Here is a 13,435-nt window from a genome sequence, read left to right on the forward strand (position 1 = left end):
AACGATGAGTAAGTTGGCCGCTAGATACTACTTGAGCTCACACCGCCCAGCCGTCAGTCAACGACTTGCGCGACCTAATCTTTTTCAGCAAACGCTCAGCTTATGTTCAACTTACATTCAGCCTACGCTCAGACAGGTTTCAGCCATCCCATTTACACTAAGTCTAGTAGAGATTGTTATGACCTAGGCAGTGGGTAGTCTGGGTAACTGGGAGAGGGGCATAAAGGATGAAATTAGGCTGGAAGAAGAGATGGGTCATTGTGGCCCTAGCTGCCATTCTATGTGGAGCGGGAACTTACTATTATGTACATAACAAGGCGCAACCAGCGTCTGCAGCAACACAGCAAACAACAATGAAAGTGACCAAAGGAGCAATATCATCGACGGTAACAGGAACTTCTCAGCTGGATGCAAAGGACAAGCAAAATATCGTGATCCCGGTTGATGGTATCATTAAAACGATGAATTTGACGCAAAATCAGGCGGTCAAGAAAGGCGATGTGCTAGTCGAGCTGTCGGTGCCTTCAACGGAAACGACTCTCAAGGAAGCCCAGGTGAGCTTGCAGCAGCTTGAGAAGGAGCTTGCAGAGCTGCAGGACCAACAAAATCATATGAGTGTTACAGCTTTAATGTCTGGCAAGATTACATTAGCAGCCAATCTTGATGTAGGCAGTCAAGTCAATAAAACAACGAAGATCGGCACGATTTCAGATACATCGCAGTTTAAAGTGAAGCTGCCATTCTCCCTGCAAGAAGCTGTGCAGCTGAAAAAAGGTGACCCTGTAGAGCTTAGTGTTGATGGCTATTTACTATCCAAAGTCGGAGCCGTGGATACGATAGGCCGTGAAATTAAAGCGGATGCTAACGGGAACAAAGTGGTTACGGTGGAGGTTCTGGTTAGCAATGATGGAACGCTTTCGGCGGGCCTTAAGGTAAAGGGCAGCATCGGCAGCGGCGATGGTAAAATCGACTCGTCCGAGCAGGTGGCACTTGAGTATGTGCGCACATCTCCTATTTTCGCCGAGGCAAGTGGTACGATTAAAAGCATGAAATTTAAAGATGGTGAAGCGGTGAAACAGGGCGATTTGGTCGCTACCTTGTTCAATGACGATCTTCAAAACAATATCATTAGCAAGCAATCTGCCATCGAAAGCCAGAAAATCCGTGTGAACGATGCGGAGCAGAAAGTAAATCAATTGACGATCAAAGCGCCGTTCGATGGCGTGTTCTCGGCTGATTTTGCCAATAGTAAAAGCAATGTACTTCGCAATTATCCGGTAGGTGCGCAAATTAATGCCAACACAACGTTAGGAGCCGTAGCAAGCCTAAGCACGATGCAGCTGGCTATTGCCGTAGATGAGCTCGATTTAACAAGCGTGAAAGTGGGGCAGAAAGTGACCGTGAAGGTTGATGCTATCTCCGGCAAGACGTTCCAAGGTGAAGTGACTTCCGTTTCCAATGTAGGAACAACGACGAATGGGGTCACAACGTATGATGCTGTTGTATCGATTCCGAATACCGATCAGATTGATTTGAAATATGCGATGACGGCGACGGCTGAAATTTTTATACAAGATAAGAAAGATATTCTCGTTCTTCCGATCCAAGTGGTGACAACAACCAGAGGAAAGTCTACCGTTTCGTTGAAGAAAGCAGACGGCACCGTCGAAGAGCAGCACGAGATCAAAGTGGGTATTCGCAGCAAGACGCAGGTTGAGGTGTTAAGCGGTTTGAACGCAGGCGACGAGGTCGTGATGCCGGTGCGCAGAGCGACAACGACGAATCAACAACAGCAAGGTTTCCCTGGGGGTGCAGGTGGTTTTCCGGGTGGCGCAGGAGGCAACTTCCCTGGTGGAGCTGGTGGCACAGGCGGTGGCGGAACGCAAAATGGTGGAGGCACGGCCCGCTAGCCGTGAGCTAGCCCCTACGGAGAGGAGTGATTCGATGAATATCATTGAACTAAACGAGGTAACGAAGAGTTATGCTCGGGGTGCAGAAGAATTGCAAATTTTGCGCGGCATTACCCTGCATATTGCGGAAGGAGATTTTGTTGCCATCATTGGTCCCAGTGGATCGGGAAAGTCAACGTTAATGAATACAATTGGGCTGTTGGATAGTCCTACCTCTGGCTCCTATACGTTAGACGGCGTTGCGACCGAGAAGATGTCAGACAATGGACTTGCTGAGCTGCGCAATAGGAAAATCGGCTTTATTTTCCAACAGTTCAACCTGCTGCCCAGGCTTACTGCGACGGAGAACGTAGAGCTGCCGATGATTTATGCAGGCATTCCAGCTAAACAACGGAGAGAACAAGCGCAGCGGATGCTGGAGAAGCTGGGGATGGGTGAACGAGGACATCACAAGCCCAGTGAATTGTCTGGCGGGCAGCAGCAGCGGGTAGCCATTGCCAGAGCTTTGGCCATATCACCGTCATTAATTCTAGCAGATGAGCCGACTGGCGCACTGGATTCGAAGACCGGCATTGAGGTGCTGGAATTGATTAAGGAGCTGAATCGGCAAGGCAACACGATTGTTTTGATCACCCATGATCATCACATTGCGGACAATGCCAAACGCGTCGTGACACTACGTGACGGAGAAATTATTAGCGATCAAAGAAACGAAATGCTGCCCACACCTGCACGTAAGTTAGAGGGGGCGGTTTCATGAGAATTTGGGAGCTTTTTCAAATGGCGCTGGCCACAGTGCGTTCGAATCCGCTTCGTACGGTGCTGACCATGCTTGGCGTTATCATTGGCGTTAGCTCAGTTATTACGCTAGTTTCGATAGGTCAAGGCACGTCCAAGGCGATTGAAAAGCAGTACGAAGGGCTGGGAACGAACCTGCTGACGGTTAACCTGATGGGGAACGGACGCGCCACGCAGCTGAATTATGATGAGGTTATGCAGCTTGAGAATACATCGGGAATCAGTGCAATTGCGCCAACGATGACTAGAAATAGTACCAGTATCAAATACGACCGGACAACAGAGACCTACAATGTCATTGGGACTAATGATCGATATCTCAGTTTGCAAAAGGGGACGGTCGCTAGCGGCCGCTTCTTGGCTCAAGCCGATCTGGACTTCCGCAATCACGTTGCGGTCATAGGCAGTGATGTGGCCAAGCAGTTTTTCGGTACGGATGACCCGATTGACGAAGAAATTAATGTGAACGGATATATGTACACGATTATCGGTGTGCTCAAAACGAAAGGCTCCAATACAAGCGGAACGTCGCTCGATAGCTCGGTTTTTGTGCCTCTCCCTACCATGAGCAGGGATTTTAAACTGGGTAACATTCGGACCGCTTACGTCGAAGCGGCTTCTGGCAATGATGTGACCCGGGTACAAACAACGTTAGAAATGTATTTATTTAATAAATTTAAAAGTACAACGGGTTATAACATTTTGAATTCTTCCGAATTAATTAGCGCCAGACAGACGGCATCCAGCACACTGACCAATCAGCTAGTCGCGGTAGCGGCGATCTCCCTCCTGGTAGGCGGGATCGGCATCATGAACATCATGCTCGTAACCGTGAGTGAGCGCACCCGGGAAATTGGGATTCGTAAATCGATTGGCGCGAAGCGGAGAAACATTTTGCTGCAATTCCTGGTTGAAGCTACGCTGATTAGCGGAATGGGTGGGTTGATCGGATTGATTCTGGGTATCGGCTTATCTCTAGCGTGGCCTTATATCAACCCTAGTCAACAAACAAGTTTGTCTATAAATATAGGGCTTTACGCATTCTTATTCTCGGCCTTGGTTGGTGTTATTTTCGGATTATATCCAGCAAACAAAGCATCGAAATTAAAACCTATCGACGCACTGCGTTTTGATTAGGTCCACAGGAGGTATGAAAACATGATTCGCAAATTATCATCAATTTCACTCAAACATACAAGTCTCGCCCTGCTGTTAACTGGCAGCTTTGCAGCTGCATCGTGGATGGCTCCCGCTGCTCATGCGGCATCGGAGGGGATATATATCTCGAACTCCTCCTATTTTACGTTAAACCAAGCGGCGCTTTCGTCCTCTTCTCTTCAGTTTTCCGTTCTTTTACATAACGGGGAAAGCCAATCGATAGATTTTAACCAATATGGGGTACGGGTTACGGATCAAGCAGGACATAGCTACACGGCTAAATTAAGTGAGAAAAAGAGTGCGAGTGTCCTCCCTGGGCAGGATCAAAGCTTCCGCTTCTACGCTAACCTGCCAGCAGGTGAAACAGCAGATCAACTAAAGGTTGATGTGTTCCGCTGGGATTTCGGCAAAGCCGATTTCATGAATCATCTAGGCGATCTTCCTGTTTCCTCGGTCGTGCAGGAGGGACAGATAAAGGTGCCTGAGCAAATTATTAATTTGCATGCACTCGACAGTACGCTCTCAAATGACGCCTCCGTTGCTTTTCAATTGGGCCAAAGCGTTCGCGTAACGGAGAATGGAAAATGGTACATGTACACGCAAGTTTCAGCAAAAAACTTAGGCTCGAGCAGTGTTAAGCTGCCTTCCGGTCTACAAGTTAGACTTGTGGATGCTAACGGACTGAAATACACAGCGGCGGTTGCTAGCGGTTCCGATACAACGTTCCTGCCGAATCAATCGGATACGATGACGTTCAAAACACTCGTTTCCCGGCAAATGCCGACCAGCGGCCTCTCGCTGGAATATTATTACTTGAATCAAAGCGAGGATGTCTCGCTTGGCACGCTAAGTCTGAACGCTTCGCTTCAAACAGCAGCGCTTGGCACCAAACAAGTGTATGCTGGGCAGCAGGAGGGGGAGCAGGTCACCGTGAAGGCGAATACGTCGACGTATTCGATTCAAGCAGACGGTGTACATGTGCAGACCGTTGTCACGCTCAGCAATGACGGCGAGGCGATCGCCTCCGTGCCATACTTCTCTGCTTCTTATCAATTCGGCGACGCCGACACGTCCGTGACATCGACAGATAACACCGCCCGCAGCGGATACTTGGCTCCAAAGGAGACGGCTTCGTACTACTTCAACGCTACTCTGCCAACGGGGGTTGATCCGAATGCGGCTCAGCTGGTGCTGTGGCAGACGGCTACGGCGAGCAGCTCGGGCAGCTCGGCATCTGGCTCGTCAGCAAGTACATCGAGCGGAGGTGCAGCTTCTGGAACAACATCGACAGGCTCAGGGGCGGGGTCCTCTGCTAGCTCAACGTCTGGCAGCAGTGGAGCAGCAGCGACCGGTCAAATGCCTGTTGCCGTCTTCCTGCTTAAGGGGGCAAGTGAAGCGCAAAGCGGCTTTACAACAGCTGTGAACTATGAACTTGGCAGCAAACTGATTTTCAACAATAGCTCTGTTGTCAACAAAAATCTGGATGTCTCCTTAGTGGAGCTGCATGCTCACGAGAACGATGATCTAGGATACAAAACAGCCGTAGCCAAATACAAAATTACGAACAATGGAACAAGTACGATTGCCCTTCCCGAGCTTCAAAACGAGCTGATCGACAGCAATGGCAATACCTACACGGGCTCTCGCCAAAGCGCAGTTGCGACTCAAATTACACCGGGAAGTTCTTATGTGGTGAGCTATTCCTACCTGCTTCCAAATAAATCACAATCAGATGATGAGACATTCGCATTGAACGTTTATGACGATAAGTCTGTATCCGAGGGATATGTTTCTGTCGGAACCTATCGGGTAGCGCTGCAGAAGGAGACGGAAAGCGATACGCTTGCCTTGTATCCTTTCTCACTCAAAGTGAATGACAGCTCGATAAGCTGGCTTTATAACAGCGGGACTTACTCTTACCAGCTTAATCTGGATTTGGACATTGCCCATGAAGATCAGGTGATTATCGATTCGAACTTCTCAAAAATTGAATTCGATATGGTCGATTCCCTTGGCCGCATTGTTGGCACTCAAACAGCAACACTGACGGGTACCGGGAAATTAACCAGCGGCAAGCAAAAAGTCGTCGTCACCGGTTTGAAAAATGAGCAGGTTGATTCTGGCGTTGTCGTCAATATGTACGAAGTAATTGAGACACCGAATGGGACGGCTAAGCGCCTTATTAAGCAATTTAAATAGGAATGATATAAAGAGAATAGATATGAAAAGGATTAAACCAAAAAGACTGTCAGACATTTGGCTATTTCTAGCCTCGTCGGCAGTCTTTTCGGTTTTTTTTATAGAGGCAGCTGCGGAGACGGCAGATGCCTATTTCACGTCGTATCCTTTGGCGATGGATGGCTCAATCCATCGCTTTTTGAAGTGTTCGCGACGCATGATCACCACGCGGTCCTTGTAGACGTCCACGACGAGACTCTGGCTTATTGCCTGTGTCTCGGGTACGTTTTGCGCGTTCCATACCTCCCGGATGGAGGCGCTGGAAGCGGCAAGGAACTTTAGCTGCTTCACTTGTCTGGTCGTTTCCAGGTTCCAGTGGGTGTGACCACTGAACAGAATGACGTTCGGGTGCGCATCGAGCAGCGCCCGCAGCTCCTCGTGCTGGACGACGCCCAGCTCCAGATCCGTGCCATCCAGCGTCTGCGGCAGCGGCTGGTGGAGGAACACGAACACGGGCTTACCGGCGTCCGCCGAGCCCGCGGCCGTTAGCCGCTCGCGCAGCCAGCTGAGCTGCTCGGGCGAGAGGAACGCATCCTCACCGTAGGATGCGTTCACGTCCCTGTACGCTTCCCCGCTAAGGAAAAGGAAGCGGTAGCCCTCCACGATAAGCTCGTGATACGGCTTATCGTAACCCATCATGCGGTCGAATAACGCGACCGCTTGCTTACTTGACCATGTTGGATTCATCTTCGATGTATCCAACCCGCCCTCCGGCGTGCGCCATACGCCGTAGTAATCGTGGTTGCCCATGGTCGCATGCACAGGGGCATGGTGCTGGCGGCCGAGCAGCCCCAGCAAGCTGCGATAGTCGGCCTCACTCCCATTCGTGAGGTCGCCGTTCAAGACGAGCAGCTTGCTGTCTGGGCGCAGCGCGTGATGATCGGCCAGCGCTTGACTCAGCCTCAGCTGAGCGACTTGGTCGTAAGAAGTGATGTGAACATCACTCATCACGGAGAACGAAAACAAAGGTGCAGCCAGCGGCTGTTCCACCTTGTCGCTAGCAAAGGTTGTGCCTCGCACTGGGGTCAACAGTAGAAGAAAACTAAGAATAAGTATTCGCAGATTTAAAGATTTCATTTCCATTGCACCTTCCAATTAGACTTGTCGGTTGTCCTTATTTAGCTTGCTTAGTGATAGATTGTGCTGTTGAGATTGTGGAAACATTCAAGTTCAATTAGTGTGATTTTCTTTCTGGTAATGGGTTTCTGGTTTTGTTTTCTGTTTAGGAGTGAACGAATAGAAACCGAAGTCAGGGTACCTGTCTTTCCCTGTCTTTCCCCGGCTTTTCCCGACTTTTAGGAGGGGAAGTTGTACGGGTGTACAACATTTTTGTCCATTTTTTCTCACCAAGTAATTGTTGTAGTTTGTACAACAAAATAGCTTTTCTTCAGCTATTTTTGGACTAAATTGTTGTATTTTTTACAACATTTGTCGAGAAATCGCGGATTCGCCCACTCAAAGTTGTACAAAGTACAACTTTGCTATCTGTGGCAGCAAGTTAGGGTTACTCAGAACAGAAACCATCTCTGGTTGATTCACAAATATGCGCATCTTCGCTTAACACGCACCCTATTGGTATTCCCAGTTCCAAGGGAATTTATTTATTTTGCCGCCCAGCCCAAATATCACTTTAGGTGTTGACTTTTAAGTGAGTTGGTTATATGGTTAATTACATGAGTAACTAACTAATGTGGTGGTGAGAGAAATGGGACTAATGATGGACGATAGCCGCCCGATTTTTGTGCAAATCGCAGAACGTATTGAAGACGACATTATAGAAGCAAGAATGCCGGAGGAATCGCAAGTGCCTTCTACGAATCAGTTTGCATCCTTTTATCAAATTAATCCGGCGACAGCAGCGAAAGGTGTTAATTTGTTGGTGGACCAAGGGATTTTGTATAAGAAACGAGGGATTGGCATGTTTGTAGCGGAGGGAGCGCGAACGAAGCTGATGGAGAAGCGGAAAGAACTATTTTATGAGCAATATGTGGTGACGATGGTGAAAGAAGCCGAGAAGCTCGGGATTACCGTAGAGCAATTGACGGAAATGGTACGCAGAGGGGAGAAAGCGTGATGACCAACATTGTGGAAGTGAAAGGACTAACCAAGTCCTATGGCCAAGTGACGGCAGTAGATCATGTTAGTTTCACGATTGAAGCGAATAAAATCTATGGCTTGCTAGGCAGAAACGGTGCAGGCAAAACAACGATCATGCATATGATCTCGTCTCAGCAGTTCGCTACAAGCGGCGAGTTGAAGGTATTTGGGGAAGAACCTTACGAGAATAGCCGTGTGCTCAATCAAATTTGCTTCATTAAAGAAAGCCAGAAGTACCCAGATAGCTTCCGTGTCATAGATGTAATTGAAGTTGCGAGATCGCTTTTCCCGAACTGGGATCATGCTTATGCGCACGCCTTGATTGAAGATTTCCGTCTGCCTTGAAAAGAAAAATAAAGAAGCTATCCAGAGGGATGCTTTCTTCTGTTGGTATTGTGGTTGGTCTGGCTAGTCGAGCGCCATTAACCATTTTCGATGAGCCTTATTTGGGTCTGGATGCTGTGGCAAGAATCCTATTCTATGATCGCTTGCTTGAAGACTATGCCGATTTTCCGCGGACGGTTATTCTCTCCACGCATCTCATCGACGAAGTTAGCCGATTGCTCGAGCACGTGCTGGTTATCGATAACGGCAAATTGATTATGAATGAAGATGCGGATGCTCTTCGCGGTCGTGCTTGCACGGTTTCTGGTCTAGCGACTGCTGTGGATTCTTTCACACGGGGCAAAGAGCTGCTTGAACGCACGGCGATTGGTGCGGCTGCATCGGCTACAATTCTAGGTATTCTAACTGAGCGGGATCGGAAGGAAGCAGAGGCGTTAGGACTTGAATTCACACCGGTATCTATGCAGCAGCTTATCGTTCATCTGACACGCACACCATTAATCGCGGGAAAGGGGACTGAGGAATGATGAATCAAGTAGTAAAACTCCACATGAGGAACAAAATGGCATCGTGGGCTATCCCGTGGATCATTATTGGGGCAAACTTTTTGCTCAATTTGATCATAGCGCTCTCGCTGGAGATAGGTGAATCTATAAATACAGGGGCTATCGCTTCGATTTTCATCTACACCTTTGTAGCAGGAACGATCACTATTAAAGAAACCTTCCCATTTGCCTTGGGACTGAGTATTCGTAGGAAGGATTATTTCTTTGGAACGGCTGTGACAGCTATTATTGTTAATGTTAGCTCAGCCCTAGCACTTGCCATCCTGTCTGTGATTGAAGAAGCGACAAATGGTTGGTGGGTGAGATTGCACCTTTTTAAAATCCAATTTCTAAACGATCTTTCGCTGCTAGGCACATGGGGTATTTATCTGATTATACTCCTTCATATGTATTTCCTCGGGTTTGCCATATCCAGTTTGCACCGTCGTTTCGGCAGTGCTTCGATGTATATTTTTTTTACATCCCTGCTTTTGATTGGTACAATAGGTTTCTACATTTTTACGCACTTTGGACTGTGGGGCGGTCTCTTGGATTGGATCATTCACAGTTATATGGATATATTCTGGTGGATGGTTCCTTTGGTTGTCGTGTACTTAGTGGCAGCTTATGGATTGCTTCGTCGAGCAACTGTTTAGAACTAAGAATAAGTCTACTGCAGCTGCAGTAGACTTATTTTGTTAGTTTCCTGATCGAGATCCGCAAGAGGCGGAACCAAGCCACGTATGCGGGTTTCCTGCCCAGCACCAGCCTAGCTTCGGCTTGCCGGCGCTAATCCATAAAGCGGTCACTCTGCGGTCGCCGCAGCGAGAACCGAGCAGAGAGAAGCCGTTGTTTTTCTGTAAAATATCCGGAAAATGAGTAATCAAGGCGATGCCTTCCTCGAGGGTGAGGGGGGTGCGACTTTCATTCGTAATGGTTTTGATCGCTTCATTTGGGGTGATATTAAGTGTTTCTTTGCCTGTATCAATATCCACCGCCAGATAGGCGAGACCAGTAGGAAGCTCAATACCCTCAATAGGTTTAAAGCGTTTGATGTCATCTGCGTCCATGACGCTAAAGCCCATTTTGTCATTCCGCTTCACAATCTGCATCGCTTTTTCTCCATCTACCCAGTCGCTCTGAACGACGATGACGAAAGGAACATATCCTGCTTGCTGTTCTTTTTTTGGCTTTTCAAGCTCCTTGATTCTATCTCTAAGCGATTCGAGATGCTGCTTGAATTCTTCATTAGTTAACCCAGCAATGCTTGGGTAGCCTTTTTCCACTAGGTTTTCGACTTGCCGATCGAACTCATCGTTCAACAATGGATTCAACTCCTTCCTTCTTTGTCCAACAACCCTTTCTTTTGATAAAATCATTTTACAACATTCATGCAAATGGTAAACATTCGGAAGGATTGGCCTTAAATATAGGGAATTCGTTTAGTTAACCTTATAAGTAAGCTTTAATCTTTGGGAAAAGGTGACCGTGAAAATCGATCTGAGGTGAATACATGAACTTGCGGCCAATCGATATAGCCAGAAAACTTAAGCTAAGTACAAGTGCCTTAAGGAATTATGAAACGAGTGGACTTGTTCCTCCTACGCAACGTTCATCCAGCGGCTATCGGATATACACCGAAGAACATATTGCTTATTTCGAGTGTATTCAAGCCATGGCACCGGGGTTTGGTATGGATGTAACATCCGAGGTTCTTCGGAAAATTCAATTAAAAGAAGTAGATGCAGCCCTTTGGTTGGTCAACGACAGACAAGCCGATCTCCATCGCGATAAAACGCTGGCAGGGAGGAACATTCAAATTCTAGAGACTCAGGAACCTAATACCAGCCTCGATTCAAGCGCAAAGAAAGAATGGATGACCATCGGAGAGGTTTCTGCGGAGACATCCATCCCAAGCTCAACCATCCGACATTGGGAAAAGGTGGGGCTCATTACCTTATCACGAGATCCGGAAAATGGCTACCGCCTATTTAGTCGATCTCAAATGCGTAAAATTTTGCTGCTTCGCGCTTTGCGGCCAGCCGTTTATTCATTAGATCTTGTTGATCTTAAGCAAGCCATTGCGGGGATGGATGTTCATGATGTGGAACATGCCAAGAAGATTGCCCTCGATTCCTTAAACTATTTAGTCAAAATCAACAAAGAGCAGCTGCGCGGCATGTCCTATTTATATCGACTGTGCCGATTGTTGAATTTGCTCGATTAAGACCTATCGCGAAGGCGTCATTGCTAATTACCGGCGTGAGCTCACATCCCCAAAAAAGAAAAAACGCCACCCTAGCGGCATGCCTGGATCGGCAAGTGCAGCTAGAGTGGCGCAAGAAACATCTTTTAAACCGGGAAAAACTCTTATACCACTTTGGCTAAGTAGGCATCGAGCTGATCGAACGTTCCGCCGAAGCCTTGTTTCATGGAATCATACATACCCTCAAAGAACTTATGTTCTTCCTCAGTTGCATTGATAGGGCCTCCACGCATGATCAGTGTGGTTTTTCCTTCATTTTCAGTAAAAGATAACTTATTCATTATTTCCAGCGGAAAGTTTTCGCTGAATGGTGCTCGGATAATGTTAGCTTCTGCATCGGAAAAGGAATTCACGTAGACGAGTTTCTCCGGGGAATTAATTTCATGGTAGACAAACTTACCCCACATTTCAAAGCCTTCAGCCGATTTCATGCAGTAGTGGAAGCTACCTCCTGGGCGAAGATCTAAGGTGTGTACGCTTAATTCAAAGCTTGTTGGTCCCCACCAGTGCGCTAAATGTTCAGCCTCAGTCCACGCTTTGAAGACGAGTTCACGAGGGGCATTGAAGGTGCGAGTAAGAACCAGCTCGCCTCCCTCTAAGGTTACATCGAAGTTATTCCCTGATTTTTCTTGAGTCATGTCTAATCCTCCAAATCAAATTGTTTTTTCTTTTCCTTCTCTAACATTTGCTGCAAATAATCGTCCAAACGATCGAATCTCTCTTCCCACATGCGGCGGAAAGAGTCTAGCCAGCCATCCAGTTCTTTGAGCGACTGAAACTGCAGTTTATAGATTCTTTTATTCGCAGACGGTTGTACCTCGACTAGTTCTGCATCACTAAGCACGCGGAGATGCTTGGATACTTGCGGCTGCTGGAGCTCAAGCCGATCCGCTATTTCCCCGACGGTAAGAGGGCCGTCACGCAAGAGCTCGACAATATGCAAGCGGTTTGGCTCGGCAAGAGCACTGAAAGTCTTATTCATAAACATAATATACTCCGAATGGAATATTCCTGTCAAGGAATATTTAATGATGTAACCGCTATTTGTTGAAAAGCAAAAAGACTGCCACACCGGCAGCCTTTTCTTCGTTCACGTTTGTTAGTTTAAGCCAAGATTCGTTTTGTATGCTACTAAGCTTTCTTATTTCTTCACCTATTTTTTCATGCTTATTATTTGATACTCTCTCCGCCTTGTTTGCGTTCGTGCTCACATTTCATTAAACTATCCTCCGCCCTCAGCAAAAAAATTAATGTAAGACGTATATAAATCATAGAATTGGACGAATCTAGTAGCTATAACTCTATTATTTTTTAAGAGGAGGAAATACTATGTTTCGTAAAATTCTTTATGTTACTTTGACGTTTCCGTTGCTGCTTTGTTTGTGGCAGGTGCAACCAGCCTATTCGTACCCTGAAAGTGAAGATGGGGGGGAATTGCCTCCTACGTATAGTATGGCAAGAAACGCAGGTCCTGTGGAAGAGGCCCCTCAAGCTGAGCTTGTTCAGCCTCGGACGCAGTATCAAGTGGACCGAGGAGATACGCTGTACAAAATTGCTCGGGATTTTGGCGTATCCGTAGATGACATTATCAACTCAAACAATATTCCAAATCCGAACCAGCTAACGATTGGTCAAAGTTTAACGATTCCGATGGGTGGAGATGAGATTGGTTTACCAAATGGTCAAAAGAAAATAATTAAAAAAGTGTTGAACACAACCCTTACAGCTTATACGGCGGGCTTTGAATCAACAGGTAAAAAGGCTTCCCATCCCATGTATGGCATCACATTTAGTGGTCTTAAAGCCAAAGAAGGACGCACGATCGCCGTGGATCCTGCAGTAATCCCTTTGGGATCTACAGTGTTCATTGACGGCATCGGCATTCGCAAGGCGGAGGATATAGGTTCGGCTATTCGCGGTTCGAGAATTGATGTATTCATGAATGATTTGAGTGAAGCTCAGGAATTCGGCGTGAAGAAGAATGTGAAAGTCTATTTGCTAGATAGAGAGAATGTTTAAAGCGATAGCAATTTACTAGGCTAAGGGTCAATCGGGACATCCGAAGAGGCAAGGTTCAT

The 13,435-nt window shown here is 47.2% G+C and carries 12 protein-coding genes and 1 pseudogene; 9 read left to right on the forward strand and 4 right to left on the reverse strand.

Going from position 1 to position 13,435, the window contains the following annotated elements; genetic code table 11:
* Positions 1-227 precede the first annotated feature (227 nt).
* Genes QFZ81_RS36720 through QFZ81_RS36735 form a run of 4 tightly spaced genes read left to right on the forward strand, consistent with a single transcriptional unit; the run spans position 228 to position 6,065 of the window.
* Complete coding sequence (locus QFZ81_RS36720; RefSeq protein ID WP_307435593.1) at positions 228-1,910, forward strand: permuted SH3 domain-containing protein; 1,683 nt, start codon at positions 228-230, stop codon at positions 1,908-1,910.
* A gap of 34 nt (positions 1,911-1,944) precedes the next feature.
* A complete protein-coding gene (locus QFZ81_RS36725; protein WP_307607134.1) occupies positions 1,945-2,670 on the forward strand; it encodes an ABC transporter ATP-binding protein in 726 nt (241 codons plus the stop codon).
* Positions 2,667-3,845: an ABC transporter permease gene (locus QFZ81_RS36730; protein ID WP_307435590.1), complete on the forward strand. Its 1,179-nt coding sequence runs from the start codon at positions 2,667-2,669 to the stop codon at positions 3,843-3,845. The genes QFZ81_RS36725 and QFZ81_RS36730 overlap by 4 nt, the downstream gene beginning before the upstream one ends.
* Before the next feature lie 21 nt (positions 3,846-3,866).
* Positions 3,867-6,065 carry a hypothetical protein gene (locus QFZ81_RS36735; RefSeq protein ID WP_307606711.1) on the forward strand — a complete coding sequence of 733 codons (2,199 nt, stop codon included), beginning with the start codon at positions 3,867-3,869 and terminating at the stop codon, positions 6,063-6,065.
* A gap of 129 nt (positions 6,066-6,194) precedes the next feature.
* Here QFZ81_RS36735 and QFZ81_RS36740 read toward each other — a convergent pair whose 3' ends face one another.
* Positions 6,195-7,181: a metallophosphoesterase family protein gene (locus tag QFZ81_RS36740; protein ID WP_307435584.1), complete on the reverse strand. Its 987-nt coding sequence runs from the start codon at positions 7,179-7,181 to the stop codon at positions 6,195-6,197.
* Between the two features lie 628 nt (positions 7,182-7,809).
* Between QFZ81_RS36740 and QFZ81_RS36745 the strand changes: the two genes are divergently transcribed.
* The 3 genes and pseudogenes from QFZ81_RS36745 to QFZ81_RS36755 all read left to right on the forward strand — a co-directional run bounded on the left by QFZ81_RS36745 (position 7,810) and on the right by QFZ81_RS36755 (position 9,747).
* Positions 7,810-8,178: a GntR family transcriptional regulator gene (locus tag QFZ81_RS36745; RefSeq protein ID WP_307435581.1), complete on the forward strand. Its 369-nt coding sequence runs from the start codon at positions 7,810-7,812 to the stop codon at positions 8,176-8,178.
* Positions 8,178-9,073 (forward strand): annotated as a pseudogene (locus QFZ81_RS36750) (ABC transporter ATP-binding protein). The gene QFZ81_RS36745 and the pseudogene QFZ81_RS36750 overlap by 1 nt, the downstream one beginning before the upstream one ends.
* Positions 9,070-9,747, forward strand: a complete 678-nt coding sequence (locus tag QFZ81_RS36755) for a hypothetical protein (protein ID WP_307606714.1) — start codon at positions 9,070-9,072, stop codon at positions 9,745-9,747. Before QFZ81_RS36750 ends, QFZ81_RS36755 begins: the two are co-directional and overlap by 4 nt.
* 42 nt (positions 9,748-9,789) lie before the next feature.
* On the opposite strand, the gene QFZ81_RS36760 is transcribed toward QFZ81_RS36755, so the two are convergent.
* A complete protein-coding gene (locus tag QFZ81_RS36760) occupies positions 9,790-10,416 on the reverse strand; it encodes a DUF5701 family protein (RefSeq protein WP_307606716.1) in 627 nt (208 codons plus the stop codon).
* 188 nt (positions 10,417-10,604) lie between these two features.
* Here QFZ81_RS36760 and QFZ81_RS36765 point away from each other — a divergent pair, with 188 nt between their 5' ends.
* Positions 10,605-11,318, forward strand: a complete 714-nt coding sequence (locus QFZ81_RS36765) for a MerR family DNA-binding transcriptional regulator (protein WP_307435570.1) — start codon at positions 10,605-10,607, stop codon at positions 11,316-11,318.
* A gap of 143 nt (positions 11,319-11,461) precedes the next feature.
* Here QFZ81_RS36765 and QFZ81_RS36770 read toward each other — a convergent pair whose 3' ends face one another.
* Positions 11,462-11,995: an SRPBCC family protein gene (locus tag QFZ81_RS36770; protein WP_307435566.1), complete on the reverse strand. Its 534-nt coding sequence runs from the start codon at positions 11,993-11,995 to the stop codon at positions 11,462-11,464.
* Positions 11,996-11,997: 2 nt separating this feature from the next.
* On the reverse strand, positions 11,998-12,339 hold the full coding sequence (locus QFZ81_RS36775) for an ArsR/SmtB family transcription factor (protein ID WP_156396625.1): 342 nt from the start codon (positions 12,337-12,339) through the stop codon (positions 11,998-12,000).
* A gap of 347 nt (positions 12,340-12,686) precedes the next feature.
* Between QFZ81_RS36775 and QFZ81_RS36780 the strand changes: the two genes are divergently transcribed.
* Entirely contained in the window at positions 12,687-13,376 is a 690-nt protein-coding gene (locus QFZ81_RS36780) for a 3D domain-containing protein (protein WP_307435561.1), read from the forward strand.
* Positions 13,377-13,435: the final 59 nt, after the last annotated feature.

It is taken from the genome of Paenibacillus sp. V4I9 (assembly GCF_030817295.1).
Lineage (GTDB): Bacteria > Bacillota > Bacilli > Paenibacillales > NBRC-103111 > Paenibacillus_E.

Coding starts and splice junctions, on each gene's coding strand:
- QFZ81_RS36720 (WP_307435593.1), top strand. CDS start 228: ATGAAATTAGGCTGGAAGAAGAGATGGGTCATTGTGGCCCTAGCTGCC.
- QFZ81_RS36725 (WP_307607134.1), top strand. CDS start 1,945: ATGAATATCATTGAACTAAACGAGGTAACGAAGAGTTATGCTCGGGGT.
- QFZ81_RS36730 (WP_307435590.1), top strand. CDS start 2,667: ATGAGAATTTGGGAGCTTTTTCAAATGGCGCTGGCCACAGTGCGTTCG.
- QFZ81_RS36735 (WP_307606711.1), top strand. CDS start 3,867: ATGATTCGCAAATTATCATCAATTTCACTCAAACATACAAGTCTCGCC.
- QFZ81_RS36740 (WP_307435584.1), bottom strand. CDS start 7,181: ATGAAATCTTTAAATCTGCGAATACTTATTCTTAGTTTTCTTCTACTG.
- QFZ81_RS36745 (WP_307435581.1), top strand. CDS start 7,810: ATGGGACTAATGATGGACGATAGCCGCCCGATTTTTGTGCAAATCGCA.
- QFZ81_RS36755 (WP_307606714.1), top strand. CDS start 9,070: ATGATGAATCAAGTAGTAAAACTCCACATGAGGAACAAAATGGCATCG.
- QFZ81_RS36765 (WP_307435570.1), top strand. CDS start 10,605: ATGAACTTGCGGCCAATCGATATAGCCAGAAAACTTAAGCTAAGTACA.
- QFZ81_RS36770 (WP_307435566.1), bottom strand. CDS start 11,995: ATGACTCAAGAAAAATCAGGGAATAACTTCGATGTAACCTTAGAGGGA.
- QFZ81_RS36775 (WP_156396625.1), bottom strand. CDS start 12,339: ATGAATAAGACTTTCAGTGCTCTTGCCGAGCCAAACCGCTTGCATATT.
- QFZ81_RS36780 (WP_307435561.1), top strand. CDS start 12,687: ATGTTTCGTAAAATTCTTTATGTTACTTTGACGTTTCCGTTGCTGCTT.